Below are 14,223 nucleotides of genomic sequence, written 5' to 3' on the forward strand. Positions count from 1 at the left end.
CCCCCCCCCCCCCCCCCCCCCCCCCCCCCCCCCCCCCCCCCCCCCGCCCCCCCCCCCGCGACCCCCCGCCCCCGCGCCCGGCCGCCCCCACGGGTGCACTTCCGCGGACGTGCCCGTCCCTGCGTCCCCCGGGCGGGCGGACCTCCTCCCCCGCGGGGGTGAGGTCGCCCGCCCGCTCCCTCCTCCGGGTCCCCCGACCGGCCGATCCGACGGCGAGCGCTCCACCACGGAGCGCGGCCACGCCAGTCGAGACCGCCGGGGGACCACGCCGTGCCCGCACCGCGCACGCCCGCTCCCCCGCGCACCCGGGCGGCCAGCCCCCGCCGCGAGCTCACCGCCCGCGAGGCCGAGGCCCTGCGCGCTGCGCTGGCCGCCCGCGACGCCGGACGTCCGGGCACCCGGCGCCCCGCGACGCGCCGGACGCCGCCGAAGCGCCGGAGGGCCGCCCGCCGGCACCGCCTGCGCGCGCGGCTGCGCGGTCCCTGGCGTCCCCGGCTGCTCGTCGTCGGGCTGGCCACCCTGCTGGTGCCGGCGCTGTCGGTGCTGCTCGCCCCCACCACCTCCGCGCCCGGTTCGGCCTCGGTGGCCGGTGACCCGGCCGGGCTGGCGCTGGCCGCCCGCAGCACGCTGCTGCAGGACGCCGACGCCTACCGCCGGCTGCAGGCCGAGATCGGCGCCCGCCGCGCCGAGCTCACCGACGCCACCGCCGCCGCGCAGGCCGCCCGCGCCGCCGTGGCCGCGGAGCGGGGCACCGTCGGCGCCGCCGCGGCCGACCTCTACCGCGCCCCGGCCACCGGGCGGATGCCGGTGCTCGCGCTGGACGCCGACGCCCCCGGCACCACCCCCGACGTGCTGTACCTGCAGGCACTGGCCGACCGCGCCGACGGCGACCGGGAGGCCGCCGTCGTCCGGGCCCAGCGCGCCGCAGCCGCCGCCGAGGCCGCCGAGGACCGCGTGGGCTCGGCGCAGGCCGCCCTCGACGGTGCCACCGCGCAGGCCCGCACGCTGCTGGCCGGGGTCCGGGAGACCGCCGGCGACCTCGGCCTCGACGTCGCCGCGCAGCTGGCCGCGCTCGACACCGTGCCCGCCGCCGGCGAGCAGCAGGCACGCAACGCCGCGGCGCTGCAGCGCTGGCAGGCCTCCCTCGCCGAGCTGGCGTCGGCCGGCATCGAGCCGCCGTCGGCCGCCGAGCTGGCCGACCCGGGCCGGCTGCCCGACGGCTTCTCCCCCGCCCTCGACGCCGCCGGCCAGGCCGTGCCCGGCGTGGCCTGGGCCGTCGCCGGCAACCACCCGGTCACGGTGCTCCCCGCCGAGACGGTGACCGCGGTCAGCAGCGCGCTGTCGATGGCCGGGCGGCCCTACGCCCCCGGCGCCACCGGCCCGGACGGCTTCGACTGCGGCGGTCTCACCGCGGCGGCGTGGCTGCTGGCCGGGTACGACCTGCCGGCCACCGCGGCCGGGCAGTGGGCGGCAGCCACGGTCGTGCCCGCCACGCAGCTGCAGGTCGGCGACCTGGTCGTCTCCGACGGCGGCTCCGACGTCGGGCTCTACCTGGGCGAGGGCGAGGTGCTGGGCGCCTCGGCCGCCACCTACCGGGTGGGCGTGCGGCCGCTGCCCGACGACGCCCGCGCGGTGCGGGTGACCCTGCCCGCCCCGGCGCAGCCCAACGCGCCGCTGCCGGCGACGGCGTCGGGCCGGGGTGCCTGTGGCGCTCCCCCGCCGCCGGCCGGGCCGGTCAGCCCCGCCTGGGGTGGCTGGGGCAACGGCCGGATCCCGGTCGAGGCGCTGTGCCCGATCGCCCGCGGCCACGCGCTGCGCTGCGACGCCGCGGCCGGGTACGCCGCGCTCGCCGCGGCCTTCGAGGCGCAGTTCGGCCGCCCGCTGTGCATCACCGACTCCTACCGGTCCATGACCGCGCAGGTCGACGCCTTCCGCCGCAAGCCGGCGCTGGCCGCGGTGCCGGGCACGTCCAACCACGGCTGGGCGCTGGCGGTCGACCTGTGCGGCGGGATCAACGTCGCCGGCACGCCGCAGTGGCGGTGGATGACGGAGAACGCGGGGCGGTTCGGGTTCGTCAACCCCGACTGGGCCCGCCCCGGCGGGGAGAAGCCCGAGCCCTGGCACTGGGAGTTCGGCGACCTGGCCGACGCGGCATAGGAAGCAACACCCGCGTCCTGCAGTGCAGGACGTGGGTAGAGCTTCCTATGCCTCGTTCAGAGCCAGCGGAGGGCGGACAGGCCGGACCAGGGCAGCCGCACGCAGGCCTCCCCGGTCAGGCCGGCCAGCCGGTCGGCCACCCCGGCCACCGCACAGGCCAGCGGCCGCGCCGGCGTGACGACGACGTGCGGGTCGCGCAGCGGCAGTCCCGCGTCGGCGATCCGGGCGAGCAGCCGGTCGGGCGCGGCCAGCGCGGCGGTGGCCAGCACCGGCGCGCCGGGGTGCGACCACAGCGCCACCGGGCCCTCGACCCGCAGCACGCCCCCCGCGTCGGCGGCGCGCGCGGTGGCACCGGCCCGGGTGCGGGCGACGGCGTCGGCGTCGGCGCGGTCCGACGGCGTCCACGCGACGGTGCGCTCACCGCGGCGGACGACGACCTGCCAGCCCACGGCCGACCGCGCCCCGTCGGTCCAGTCGAGCACCGCGACCCCGCTGCGCGCGGCGACGGCGTCGCTGACCGGGCGCCCGGCCACGACGGCGGTCAGCGCGGCGGCGACGCCGTCGGCGGTGGGCGCCACGCCGGCGTCGGTCATGTCCTCGGCGAGGTCGCGCAGCGGCATCCGGGTGCGGCGCTCGTCCTCGGCGAGGACCAGCACGGGGCCGCCGGAGGGGTCGGTCAGGACGGCGGCGCGCAGGCCCCCGGTGGCCAGCACCGGCAGCACCGCGGCGGCGGCGGCGCGGACGTCGTCGACGGCGACCGCGGCCGGGCGCAGCCGCGACAGCAGGCCCGACCCCGGGCGCAGCGCGCGCGAGGACGTCACGGGCGGCGTCCCGCCAGGGCGGCGCGCAGCGCGGCCGGCAGCGCGGCCAGGCCGAGCACGCTGTCGAGCTCCTCGGCCGACAGCCGCACCGGCAGGACGTCGTCGGGCCAGCCGGTCACCCGGCGGACACGGGCCGCGGGGCCGGGCCAGACGGCCTCGCGGGCGGCGGCGACGTGCAGCTCGGTGAGCACGTCGGCGAGGTGGACGGCGTCGACCGGGTGCAGCTCCGGGGCGTCCAGCGAGGCCCGCACGACGGTGGCCAGCAGCTCGCGGTCGGCCGCCGAGAGCCAGTGCGGCAGCAGGACGACGGCGGGGTCGCCCGCGGGCAGCACGCTCACCGCACCCTCCCCCCGTCGGCGCATCGGGTCCCGGCCGCGCGGCGCGGCGGCGGGCACTCCCGGTTCCGCTCTGGATATCGGCAGGCGAGAGCCCGGGTGTACCCGTCAGGTGCGGACTCCTGCGGTCCGTTCACCCACGCGTCACTCGGACAGCTCGGTCAACCGGTCCTTGAGCGCGCGCTCGACGCGGTCGGCGTGCACGTTCATGTTGCGGACCGAGGTGCCGAGGTCGGCCGACACCTGCGTCTTGGTCTGCCCGCCCCAGGTGGTCAGGTACCAGGTGGCCCAGCCGAGCACGTTGGGCTGCGCGGCGCGCTGGCCGCGTGCGGCGGTCGGGTCGGGGGCGCAGGCGGCGGTCAGCGCGTGCGACAGCAGCGTCTGCTCGGCCTCGTCCATGATCTGGTCGGGCGCCTCGGTGGAGTCGGGCACCAGCACCTCGGCCGCGTCGGGCCCGCCGTCGAGGGACTGCAGGTTGCGCAGGCCCGAGAGGGTGGCGACGGTCTGCGCGTTGCGGCGCAGCGTCTCGACGCTCTGGCCCAGGTAGGCGGCCAGCTCACGCTCGGTGGGCCGCCGCTGGTGCTCGGCCTGGAATGCGGCGATCGCCTTCTGCTGGCGGTTCTCGGTGTCGGCCGCCGTCCGGCCGTGGGCGCTGCGGCCCAGGTCGTGCACCCACTTCGACAGCTGGGTGGCGAGGAAGGCCCCGAACGGCACGCCCTTGGTCTCGTCGTACTGGCCGACGGCCTTGAGGATCCACTCGGCGACCTGCTGGTGCAGGTCGTCGGGGTCGGGCACGTGCATCCGCAGGGTGCTGGAGTTGCGCTGCAGCCGCTTGAGGCTGACGGGGTGGTAGTGCCGGCACAGGTCCTCGAGGAAGGCCGGCGGCAGGTCGCGCGGGGCGCGGCGGCGGACGCCGGCCTCGGCACGCAGGCCCACGGTGGCGCAGCCGCGGCCGGCGCACCACGCGCGGACCCAGTCGGCGAGGACCTGGCCCTGACCGCAGGGGCCGTCGACCCGGTAGAGGCCCTCCCCCTCGTCGTGGCTGACCGTGACGCCGTCGGGCAGGTCGGCGCGGAACTCGGCCAGCGGCAGGTCGCGGTCGACCCGGAAGTGCACCCGGTCGCGGGCGGTGATCGGGACGGCCGCGAAGCCCTCGGCCTCGGGGATGCCGCCGAAGACGAGCGGCGCGCGGGTGCCGGCGTCGGCCGGCCGGTCGGCAGCGGAGGTGGTCACCGGGGTCTCCAGACGATCGCGGGGCGACGGTGCGGCGGGGTGCTGGAACGGCCCTCCTGCAGGGGCCCGCCACGAGCGGAGCGAGTGGTGGGGGGGCAGGAGGGTCCTCGCTCAGGCGGACGCGTAGGCGACCGGGGCCGGCTCGAGCAGCTCGTCGGCGACCTGCAGCAGGGCCTCGGCGGCGGCGCGCTCGGCGGCGGCCGGCTCGGTGGCGTAGACCGGCATGTGGTCGTACAGCACGGTGAAGACGTCGCTGACGAAGGCGTAGGCGGCCTGCGCCTGCGGCGAGAAGCGGGCGATGCCGGCGCGGGGGCCGAGCTCGACGCCCACGGTCACCCGGACGACGCGCTCGTCCTTGGCCAGGCCGGTGACCGAGAAGGCGACCGCGGGGTGCGCGGCGGCCAGGGCCGACAGCTCGGCCAGGCAGCGGCGGGTCGACCCGCGACGCGGCCGCAGCTGCACGTGCACGACGACGGTCTCGTCGGCCTGCGGGATCTCTGCCATCACGCTCTGCTGCATCTCCATCGCCCCCTGTGTCGTGCTCGGGGGCAACTCTGTCGCAGAAGCGGACGGTGACGGGCACACAACTCGCCGTGCCCTCTGCAATCCGCGGGCAGACCTTCGTCAGGTCTTGCCCGTGCGGACGGGGCCTCCGCCGGGACGGGCCCGCGCTCCGGCAGGAGTTGCCGAGGCGCGGGCCGGCCGTCCGTGCGAGTCGTGCCAGTCGTGCCAGTCCTTCAGTGGCCGCGGGCCTCCGGCGGGGCGGGGGGACCGCCGGCCGCGGGGGCGAAGGCGGCGAGGGCGCCGAGGGTGTCCGCGGTGACCTGGGCGGCGAGCAGGTTGGCCTCGGCGATCTGCCGGTAGACCTCCTCGCGGTGGATGGTCACCTCGCGGGGGGCCTTGAAGCCGAGGCGGACGGTGCCACCGCGGACCTCGACGACGTGGACCTCGATGTCGTCGCCGATGCGGATCGTCTCGCCGACGCTGCGGGTGAGTGTGAGCACGGGTACCCCTCCATGGGTGTGTGGTGGCCGTCCTGGCGCGGGCCCCGTCCGAGGAGGACGGGGTCTCCTCCTCCTATCGGCGCAGGGGACGCCGGATCGGAAGACGGCCGTCGGGCAGGACCACCTGGGTGGCCCGCCAGTTCGCCGGGTTGAGCACGACCGGGGCGCGCAGGTTCGCCGTCGCCGCTGCCACCCCCTCGGCCGGGACGGTGACCAGGCAGAACAGCAGGGCGTCGGCGGCGTCGTCGAGGTCGAGGTCGGCGAGCACCTGCCGCGGCAGCGACGGCGCGTAGTCCGGGAACCACCGGGCCGGGGGGATGACCAGGAAGCGCGGTCCGTCGGCGTCCATCGACTGCAGCCAGAACAGCAGCCCGTCGCCGTCGGCCGTGACGAGCACGTAGTCACGGCAGTCGGGGAAGCCGGGCAGCGGCGCGACCATGCCCAGCAGCGGCAGGGTGACCACGGGGGCGAGCGTCACCGGAGGAAGTCCAGGAGCGTGGGCTGGATCGCCTTGGCCGTCGCCGCGAGCGCAGTCTCGTACCCGATCTGCTGCATCTGCAACTTCATGATCGTGTGGGGGAGGTCGATGTTCTCGACCTCCGACAGCTGGGAGGACAGCGACAGCGCGCGGTCCGCGCCGATCTCCTCCAGCCGCTCGATGCGCGCCCCGCGCACACCGACGCTGGCGAGCGCGTCGAGCATGCCGGCCATGACGTCGTCGAGCGCCTGGAGGTGGCCGGAGAGCGCGGAGGGGTCCGCGGTCGCGTCCGTGGCGATCGCCTGGACGACGCCGAAGAGGTCACCGGGGCCGGCACCGAAGGCGGCCGGTCCGGTCACGTTGACGGCCATGACCTCGTCGTCGGACACCCGCCGGTTGACGTCACCGGCGGTGCCGACGTAGGCGCCGGCGGTGTCGTAAGCGGCCGGGCCGGACGTCGTCCCACCGAACAGCGGGCGCCCCTGCGAGCGGGTGTTGGCCAGCGCGATGAGCCCCTCGCGCAGCGAGGTCACCTCGGTCGCGATGGCCTGGCGGCCGGTGGCGGAGAGTGCGCCGTCGTTGGACGCCTGCAGCGCCAGGTCCCGCACCCGCTGGGTGTGCTGGACCATCGTCTGCAGCGTCGAGTCGGTCTGCTCCAGCCACGCCTTGGCGTCGGCGACCGCACGGGACTGCTGGTCGACGGCGGCCTGGTTCGACCGGATCTGCATCGCCCGGTTGGTACCCGTGGGCGAGTCCGACGGCGCGCTGATCTGCCGGCCGGAGGTGAGCTGCTGCTGCAGCTTCCCGATCTGGTCGAGGTTGCGGTTGAGGCCCTGCAGGCTGGTGGTCGCGACGGCGCGCTGGGTGATCCTCACGCCGCTCACCGACCCACGACGCCGGTGCGGTTGATGAGCTGGTCGAGCATCTCGTCGATCGTGGTGACCAGCCGTCCCGCGGCGGAGTAGGCGTGCTGGTACGAGAGCATGTTCGTCATCTCCTCGTCGAGGTTCACCCCGGCCACGGAGTCGCGCGCCGCGTCGACCTGCGTGGTGACGACGCCCTGGATCTCGAGGCTGCGCGCCGCGACGGAGGTCTGGACGCCGAGCTCGACCACCGTCCGCCGGTAGGTCGCGTCCAGGCCGGTGGGCGACAGCCGCAGCTGGGCGATCCGGTCGGCAACCGAGTTGTCGAGCGAGGGGGTCCCCGCGGTCGGCGGCTCCCCCGAGGCGGCGAGCTTCCTCGGGTCGGTGACGAGCACCCTCAGGGAGGCCGCGGTGACCGGCCCCCCGCTCGACCCGAGCAGCGGCGTCCCCGGGGCCCCGTCCAGGTCGTAGGCCCCGGTCGTGTGGACCGCGTTGAGCGACGTCGCCAGGTCCACGGCGAGGTCGTCGAGCGCGTCGCGGTACCGCGGCAGGAGCCGGGTGAGGGCGTCCAGCTGCCCGCCGGCGGTGCCGCCGGGGACGACGGCCAGGTTGCCCCGGGCGGTCTGGATGCGCGGCGGGTCGGCCGGCGGGTTGACGGCGGGGTCGATGCCGGCCGGGTCGTCGGTGCCGACGACGGTGAGCTCGGTGGCGGCCGCCCCGGAGACCAAGACGATCCCGCCGACCGAGACGTCGACGACGCCGCCGGGCCGGTGCTGGACGGTGGCGCCCACCTTGTCGGCCAGGTCCATCACCAGCAGGTCGCGCTTGTCGGTGAGCTCGTTGACCGGCATCCCACTCTGCGCCGAGCGCTGGATGGCCTGGTTGAGCTCAGCGATGGTGGCGGCTGCGGAGTTGACGTCGGCGACGAGGACCCGCAGGTTCTCCCGCGTGCGGGACCACTCCGCGTCGATGGTGGTCTGGCTGGTCCGGATCCCGTCGACGAGGGCGCCGAGGCGCTCGAGCACCTGACCGCGCACCGCGGTGTTGTCCGGACTGTTGGCGACGTCGTCCCAGCCGGCCCACATGTCCGAGAGCAGACTCTGGATGCCCGACTTGCCGGGCTCGCGCAGCGCCTGCTCGACCTGGCGCAGCGCCTCGGTCTCGGCGGTCAGCCGGGCCTGGTTCGCGTGCTCGGTGTGGCCCCGGGCCTCCAGGAAGGCGTCGCGGATGCGCAGCACCTCGTCGGCGGAGACACCCCCGGTCAGTCCGTGGTCGACGGAGTGCACGGCCGGGACGGCGGTGCCGCCCATCGCCTGGAGGTCCACCCGCTGACGGGAGTAGCCGTCGGTGTTGACGTTGGCGATGTTCTGGCCGGTGACGTCGAGGGCGCGCCGCTGCGCCCAGAGCGCCGTCGAGGCGGTGTTCAGACCGCCGAACGTGCTGCTCACAGGGCACCGTCGAGAGTCACGGCGCGGGAGGAGCCGGCCTCGGAGCGGCCGGTGGCGCCGTAGGTGCCGGCGGAGGGGTGGCGCACCGACAGCAGCGCGTCGCCGATCGCGGCCAGGCCGCCCTCGATGAGCTCGCGGTTGGCGTCGGAGAGGCTGCGCAGGTCGGTGACCAGCACCAGCAGCGCCTCGTGGTGGCGGGCCAGCAGGTCGTTCCACGGCGCCGGCGCGGCCTCGGCCAGCTGGCGCAGCGAGGGGTTGACCCCGGTGCCCAGCCGGACGGCGATCGCCTCGGTGGCCGCGGCGCGCTCGACCTCGAGCGTCCGCAGCTGGTCGAGGACGACCTCGATCTCGTGGGCGATGCGCGCCAGCCAGCGCGTCTTGCCCGACAGGATCAGGTACTGCTTCTCCTCCGCCTTGAACAGCAGCAGGTCCAGCAGCTCCTGCTCCCGCCACAGCAGCGTCGACAGGTGCTGGTAGTCCACGTCCGCCACCGCCTCCCTCGTCCCCGGCGGGGGCCTCCCGCCGTCCGCGCCATGCCCTCGGACCGTCGGCAGCGGGCAACGGCCCCTCAAGCCGAGATCGCAGGATTGGCAGGAGTTGTGCGTCCGGGGCGGGAGGGTCCCTGCCGAGTAGGGCACCGTGCCAGCTGCCCGCTCCCCGGTGACCGAGCGCCCCGTCGCCGCGCGCCCCGCTCCCCCGCTGTCCGCCGCTGCCGCGCGGCCCGAGGTGCCGCGCCCGGACGCCCTGCGGTCGGAGGCCGAGGTCGCGGCGCTCGTGACCGAGCACCTGCCGCTGTGCTCCTTCGCGGTCAACGCGGTGGCCTCGCGCATCTCGCTGCCCGGCCACGTCAGTCGCGAGGACCTGCTCTCCTGCGCCAAGGTCGCACTGGTCGAGGTGGCCCGCCGGTTCGACCCGTCGGCCGGCGCCACGTTCGCCACCTACGCCCTCCCCCGGCTGCAGGGCGCCGTCCTCGACGAGCTGCGCTCCGGGGACTGGGCCAGCCGCTCGGTGCGGGCCGCCGCCCGCCGCACCGACGCCGCGGCCGACGCGCTGACCGTCCGCCTGGGCCGGCCGCCCACGCGCGAGGAGCTCGCCGAGGACCTGGGGGTGCGCCGCGAGGAGCTCGAGGCGCTGCAGGTCGACGTGCACCGCGCCGTGATGGTCAGCATCGACGCCGAGACCGGCGGCGAGGGCGGCACGCTGGACCTGCCCGACCCCGGCGAGTCGCCCGAGCGGGCGGTGCTGCGCGGCGAGCGGGCCCGGTACCTGCAGGACGCCATCCGGGCGCTGCCCGACCGGCTCGACGAGGTCGTGGAGCGCAACTTCTTCGGCGGGGAGTCGCTCACCGACATCGCCGCCGACCTCGGGGTCACCCTCTCCCGCGTCTCGCAGATGCGCGCCCGCGCGCTGACCCTGCTGCACGCCGCCATGAGCGAGGTGTGGGAGGGCCGGCCGGTGGCGGCCGACGGCGGTGTCCGCGCGCGCAACCAGCAGCGGCTCTACGTCGACCGGGTGGCCGGGCGGGCCGTGCCACCCGTCGTGCCGGTCCCCCGCCACCGCGCCGGCTGGCAGGTCGCCTACGGAGCCGCCCGCCCCGCCTGAGTGAGGCCGGCGCGAAAAAGATCGAGGTTCGCCTCAAGCCCCGGCTCGTCCCAGCCGTAACAGCCAGTGCAAGCCCGCAGCACGGATGCAGCGGGAGAACCGGAAGACCCGATTCCAAGGAGGAACACCGTGGGTCTGCGCATCAACCAGAACATCGCGGCGATGAACTCGTACCGCAACCTCTCGGCCACGGACACCCAGATGTCCAAGAGCCTGGAGAAGCTGTCGAGCGGCTTCCGCATCAACCGTGCTGCCGACGACGCCGCCGGTCTGGCGATCTCCGAGGGCCTGCGCTCGCAGGTCGGCGGGCTCAAGGTCGCCGTCCGCAACTCCCAGGACGGCATCTCCGTCGTCCAGACGGCGGAAGGCGCCCTGACCGAGGTCCACTCGATCCTGCAGCGCGTCCGTGACCTCGCCGTCCAGGCGGGTAACGACAGCAACAACGGCCAGTCGCGTGACGCGATCCAGACCGAGGCCACGCAGCTGATCTCCGAGCTGGACCGGATCGGCCAGGCGACCAACTTCAACGGGATCAAGCTGCTCAACGGCACCGCCGGCACCCTGAACTTCCAGGTCGGTGCCGACGGTGACGAGAACAGCAAGATCGCGGTCGACCTCAGCGGGGTCAACGTCTCGGGCATCGCGACCACGCTCGGCTCGACCGCCTCGGTCGGTGGCTCCACCAAGTTCGCACTGGCTACGGCACCGGTCTACAGCGGCGCCCTGACCTTCGCCTTCAGCACCGACGGCACGTCGACGGACACCAACTACTCCGTCTCCCTGGCGGCGGACGCCACCCGGGACAGTGCCGCCGAGCTGGCCGACGCCCTCAACGCCAACGCCGACTTCAACCAGAACATGACGGCTGCGGTCATCAAGGACGCCGACGGCAAGGCCACTCACATCGAGGTCCGGTCCAAGGACGGCAGCACGGTGAACGGTGGGACGATCGCCACCGCCGGTACGCCGAACGCCACCGTCTTCGCCGCCGGCAACGGCACGGCCGTCGCCGGCAGCAGCGGGGGCGTGGACTTCAGCGACAACGTGAAGGCCCAGGCGTCGATCACGCTGATCGACAAGCAGATCGTGGCGGTCTCCACGGCCCGCGCCAACCTCGGTGCCCTGCAGAACCGCTTCGAGCACACGATCAACAACCTGAACGTGTCGGTCGAGAACCTGTCCGCGTCGGAGTCGCGCATCCGCGACGCCGACATGGCCCAGGAGATGATGCAGTTCACCCGCAACCAGATCCTGTCCCAGGCCGGCACCGCGATGCTCGCCCAGGCCAACCAGGGTTCGCAGGGCGTCCTGCAGCTGCTCCGCTGATCCCCGTCCAGGGACGGCTGACGCAGTAGCGCCACCGCACCACCCGGTGAGGGGGGAGGTCTTCCGACCTCCCCCCTCACTGGCGTACACCCATCCCCACCGACCGGGAGGCATCCCCCGTGGCAGGCATGAGCGTCGACGGACTGGTCTCCGGACTCGACACCACCAGCCTCATCAGTCAGCTCGTCCAGGCCGAGGCCGCGCCGCAGGCCCAGCTGAAGACCAAGCTGTCCGTCACCAATGCGTCGGCCACGGCCTACCGGACGATCAACACCCGCTTCGACGCCGTGCGCACCGCCGCGGAGGCGCTGACGAAGCCCGAGGCCTGGTCCGCGGCCCGGGCGACCAGCTCCTCGTCCACGGTGACGGCCACCACGGGCACGGCGCCCCAGACCGGCACGGTGACGTTCGCGGTCACCCAGCTCGCAACCGCCCACTCCGTGCGGAGCACGGCGACCTGGTCGACGACGACGGCTGACTTCGGGGCCACCTCGATCAGCGTGGCCGCCGGCGGCACCACGACCGCCGTCGCGCTGGACACCGACGGCAACGGCACGGCGACGCTGGCCGAGGCGGCCGCCGCGATCAACAAGAAGCCCGAGCTCGGGCTGACCGCCACGGTCCTGCAGACCGGCCCGGGCGAGTACCGCCTCCAGGTCACCACGAAGAGCTCCGGGGCCGCCGGCAGCTTCTCCCTCAGCGGGGGGCCGGCCTTCGTCGACCTCACCAAGGGCCAGAACGCCGTCCTGCACATCGGAGGGGCGACCGACGGGTTCGATGTCACGTCGACCACCAACACCTTCACCGACCTGATCCCGGGCACCTCGATCACGGTGAGCAAGGCGGACAAGGACGCGGCCGTGACCGTCGACGTCGCCGCCGACCCGCAGGCCGTGGCCGGCAAGGTCAAGGCCCTGGTCGACGCCGTGAACAACGCGCTGAGCGGCATCAAGACCTACACGGCCGCCGACGGCGGTGCCACGGCCGTGCTCAAGGGCGACTCGGGTCTGTCGGCGCTGGCCAGCAGCCTGCGCTCGGCCGTCTCCTACGCCGTCGGCGGCGACGGCTCCCCCAACCGCGCAGGCATCCAGCTGAACAGGGACGGCACGGTCACCTTCGACCAGGAGCGGTTCGTGGCGGCGCTGAAGGCCGACCCCGGCCTCGCCCGCAGGATCGTCGACGGCTCGCCCGCCGCCGGCACCGCGGCCGCCGTCCCCGGCGTCGCGGACCGGGTGCTGGAGCTCGCGCAGAAGGCGACCGACACGACCACCGGCACGCTCACCATGCTCGCGAAGGGCCGCGATGCGCTGGCCAAGGACATCCAGACCCGCATCGACGCCTGGGACCTCCGCCTCGCCCAGCGCAAGCAGACGCTGACCCGCCAGTTCACCGCGATGGAGACCGCGCTGAGCGCCATGAAGAACCAGTCGAACTGGCTGGCCGGCCAGATCGCCTCGCTCCCCAGCTCAAGCTGACCAGCTGCCCGGCCGACACTCCCCCTGACCCCTCTTCCCCAGGAGACAGCCCGATGAGTGCCGCTTCCCTCCGCGCCCGTTACGTCGGCGACGCCGTCACGACGGCCTCCCCCCAGCGCCTGCTGGTCATGCTCTACGACCGGCTCGCCCTGGACCTGGAGCGTGCGCTGACCGCGCTGGGGGACGGCGACCGGCAGGCCGCCGGCGCCCAGCTGCAGCACGCCCAGGACATCGTCCTGGAGCTGCAGTCGAGCCTGCGGGTCGACGCCTGGGAGGGCGGCCCCCGCCTTGCGGCGCTCTACAGCTGGCTGCTCACCGAGATGGTCCAGGCCAACGTGCGGGCTGACCGGAGCCGCGTGCGGTCCTGCCTCCAGGTCGTCGAACCGCTGCGCGACGCGTGGCGCCAGGCCGCAGCGAGCATGGCGGCGAGCACCGCATGAGCGCGCCGCGCTCCTCCGAGGAGCAGCGGCGGGCCGAGTGGGCCGCCGCCCTCGAGGAGATGGAGGTCGAGGTCCTCGACGCCGAGCGCTCGATCCGCGGTGACCGCGCCGACGAGATCGCCGCCTGGGGCCGGCGCATGGAGGACTGGACGCCGCCCACGATGCTCGGGCCGCTCCCGCCGGACCTGCGCGAACGGGCCGCGCGGCTGCTGCAGCACCAGCTCGCCGTCGCCGAGGAGCTCGTCGAGCGGATCACCCAGTCCCAGCGGCAGCGCGACGTCGCCGCCCGCATGGCCTACCGCCCCCGCCCCGTCGCGGCGTTCGTCGACAGGGCGCTCTGACCGCTCCTGGCACATCTGCACAGCTCCCGACCCGGCCGGGTCCGCCTCACGGCGGGCCCGGCCGTCGTCGTCCCGCCCCCAGGAGTGCCATCTGCACGACGGAGGCACCTCGTGGGGCACGGGGGGACTCCCCCCGGCTCGTCCCCCTCGATCGCGCCGCCCGTCACACCGGTCACCTCCGTCACGGATCGTGGTCAAGGTCTGACGAGGCGATGCCGATGACGGCCCTGCACGGACAGCACCACTCTCGCCACGGATCGGCGGCCCCTCCCTCGCGCTCGCGCGCGGGGGTCCCCGACGTACCCGGAGGCACCCCGTGTCCTGCCGTCCTGCCCACCGGCGCTCCGCCCGATGATCGGCGACGTCACGACGGCGACGCTGCACGCGGCGCTGAGTGGCCTGGCCCAGCGCCAGCGCGTGACGGCGGACAACATCGCCAACGTCCAGACGCCGGGCTTCCTCGCCGGCCGGACCGACTTCGAGTCCTCGCTGCGCGCCGAGCTGCGCCAGGGCCGGACGCCGACGGTCTCCGGTGGCGCGATCGCCCGCTCGCTGGAGCCCACGCGGACGGACGGCAACAACGTGAACCTCGACAGCGAGACGGTCATCGCCACCGAGACCGGCCTGCGCTACCAGCTCGCGCTGACCGCGCTCGACGGCAAGTACAGCGGTCTGCGCACGGCCCTCAGGACGGCGTGAC

Annotated in this window: 16 protein-coding genes; 7 read left to right on the forward strand and 9 right to left on the reverse strand. The window is 75.2% G+C overall.

Features of this window, described 5'->3' with window-relative positions; all coding sequences use genetic code 11:
- Positions 1–270: 270 nt before the first annotated feature.
- A complete protein-coding gene (locus ACI8AD_RS05010; protein WP_456869430.1) occupies positions 271–2,157 on the forward strand; it encodes an NlpC/P60 family protein in 1,887 nt (628 codons plus the stop codon).
- Positions 2,158–2,213: 56 nt separating this feature from the next.
- On the opposite strand, the gene ACI8AD_RS05015 is transcribed toward ACI8AD_RS05010, so the two are convergent.
- The 9 genes from ACI8AD_RS05015 to ACI8AD_RS05055 form a co-directional block, all read right to left on the reverse strand.
- Complete coding sequence (locus tag ACI8AD_RS05015) at positions 2,214–2,978, reverse strand: hypothetical protein (RefSeq protein ID WP_456869431.1); 765 nt, start codon at positions 2,976–2,978, stop codon at positions 2,214–2,216.
- Positions 2,975–3,316, reverse strand: coding sequence for a hypothetical protein (locus ACI8AD_RS05020; protein ID WP_456869432.1), 342 nt, complete (start codon positions 3,314–3,316; stop codon positions 2,975–2,977). Before ACI8AD_RS05020 ends, ACI8AD_RS05015 begins: the two co-directional genes overlap by 4 nt.
- Before the next feature lie 141 nt (positions 3,317–3,457).
- Positions 3,458–4,546 (reverse strand): flagellar biosynthesis protein FliA, encoded by a 1,089-nt coding sequence (locus ACI8AD_RS05025; protein WP_456869433.1) that lies wholly within the window; start codon positions 4,544–4,546, stop codon positions 3,458–3,460.
- A gap of 111 nt (positions 4,547–4,657) precedes the next feature.
- Complete coding sequence (locus ACI8AD_RS05030; protein WP_456869434.1) at positions 4,658–5,050, reverse strand: hypothetical protein; 393 nt, start codon at positions 5,048–5,050, stop codon at positions 4,658–4,660.
- Between the two features lie 233 nt (positions 5,051–5,283).
- Positions 5,284–5,550 (reverse strand): carbon storage regulator CsrA, encoded by a 267-nt coding sequence (gene csrA / locus ACI8AD_RS05035; RefSeq protein ID WP_089404506.1) that lies wholly within the window; start codon positions 5,548–5,550, stop codon positions 5,284–5,286.
- A gap of 73 nt (positions 5,551–5,623) precedes the next feature.
- The gene (fliW, locus tag ACI8AD_RS05040; protein ID WP_456869435.1) at positions 5,624–6,028 is read right to left on the reverse strand and encodes a flagellar assembly protein FliW; all 405 of its coding nucleotides are present in this window, start codon (positions 6,026–6,028) and stop codon (positions 5,624–5,626) included.
- Positions 6,025–6,903, reverse strand: coding sequence for a flagellar hook-associated protein FlgL (gene flgL / locus ACI8AD_RS05045; protein WP_456869436.1), 879 nt, complete (start codon positions 6,901–6,903; stop codon positions 6,025–6,027). The genes fliW and flgL overlap by 4 nt, the downstream gene beginning before the upstream one ends.
- 5 nt (positions 6,904–6,908) lie before the next feature.
- On the reverse strand, positions 6,909–8,339 hold the full coding sequence (flgK, locus tag ACI8AD_RS05050) for a flagellar hook-associated protein FlgK (protein WP_456869437.1): 1,431 nt from the start codon (positions 8,337–8,339) through the stop codon (positions 6,909–6,911).
- Complete coding sequence (locus ACI8AD_RS05055; protein WP_245817188.1) at positions 8,336–8,830, reverse strand: flagellar protein FlgN; 495 nt, start codon at positions 8,828–8,830, stop codon at positions 8,336–8,338. The genes flgK and ACI8AD_RS05055 overlap by 4 nt, the downstream gene beginning before the upstream one ends.
- A 148-nt stretch (positions 8,831–8,978) precedes the next feature.
- Between ACI8AD_RS05055 and ACI8AD_RS05060 the strand changes: the two genes are divergently transcribed.
- The 6 genes from ACI8AD_RS05060 to flgB all read left to right on the forward strand — a co-directional run bounded on the left by ACI8AD_RS05060 (position 8,979) and on the right by flgB (position 14,222).
- The gene (locus tag ACI8AD_RS05060) at positions 8,979–9,941 is read left to right on the forward strand and encodes a sigma-70 family RNA polymerase sigma factor (RefSeq protein ID WP_456869438.1); all 963 of its coding nucleotides are present in this window, start codon (positions 8,979–8,981) and stop codon (positions 9,939–9,941) included.
- Positions 9,942–10,070: 129 nt separating this feature from the next.
- Complete coding sequence (locus tag ACI8AD_RS05065) at positions 10,071–11,267, forward strand: flagellin N-terminal helical domain-containing protein (RefSeq protein ID WP_456869439.1); 1,197 nt, start codon at positions 10,071–10,073, stop codon at positions 11,265–11,267.
- A 128-nt stretch (positions 11,268–11,395) separates the two neighbouring features.
- Entirely contained in the window at positions 11,396–12,742 is a 1,347-nt protein-coding gene (fliD, locus tag ACI8AD_RS05070) for a flagellar filament capping protein FliD (RefSeq protein WP_456869440.1), read from the forward strand.
- A gap of 53 nt (positions 12,743–12,795) precedes the next feature.
- Positions 12,796–13,182 (forward strand): flagellar export chaperone FliS, encoded by a 387-nt coding sequence (gene fliS, locus ACI8AD_RS05075; RefSeq protein ID WP_456869441.1) that lies wholly within the window; start codon positions 12,796–12,798, stop codon positions 13,180–13,182.
- Positions 13,179–13,523, forward strand: a complete 345-nt coding sequence (locus ACI8AD_RS05080; RefSeq protein ID WP_456869442.1) for a hypothetical protein — start codon at positions 13,179–13,181, stop codon at positions 13,521–13,523. Before fliS ends, ACI8AD_RS05080 begins: the two co-directional genes overlap by 4 nt.
- A gap of 351 nt (positions 13,524–13,874) precedes the next feature.
- A complete protein-coding gene (flgB, locus tag ACI8AD_RS05085; protein ID WP_456869443.1) occupies positions 13,875–14,222 on the forward strand; it encodes a flagellar basal body rod protein FlgB in 348 nt (115 codons plus the stop codon).
- Position 14,223 lies beyond the last annotated feature (1 nt).

Source organism: Geodermatophilus sp. SYSU D00766 (assembly GCF_054049915.1).

What these genes read in the sequence shown, in the direction of transcription:
- ACI8AD_RS05030 (WP_456869434.1), bottom strand. Translation starts at nt 5,050, where the DNA reads ATGGCAGAGATCCCGCAGGCCGACGAGACCGTCGTCGTGCACGTGCAG.
- fliD (WP_456869440.1), top strand. Translation starts at nt 11,396, where the DNA reads ATGAGCGTCGACGGACTGGTCTCCGGACTCGACACCACCAGCCTCATC.
- fliS (WP_456869441.1), top strand. Translation starts at nt 12,796, where the DNA reads ATGAGTGCCGCTTCCCTCCGCGCCCGTTACGTCGGCGACGCCGTCACG.
- ACI8AD_RS05080 (WP_456869442.1), top strand. Translation starts at nt 13,179, where the DNA reads ATGAGCGCGCCGCGCTCCTCCGAGGAGCAGCGGCGGGCCGAGTGGGCC.
- flgB (WP_456869443.1), top strand. Translation starts at nt 13,875, where the DNA reads ATGATCGGCGACGTCACGACGGCGACGCTGCACGCGGCGCTGAGTGGC.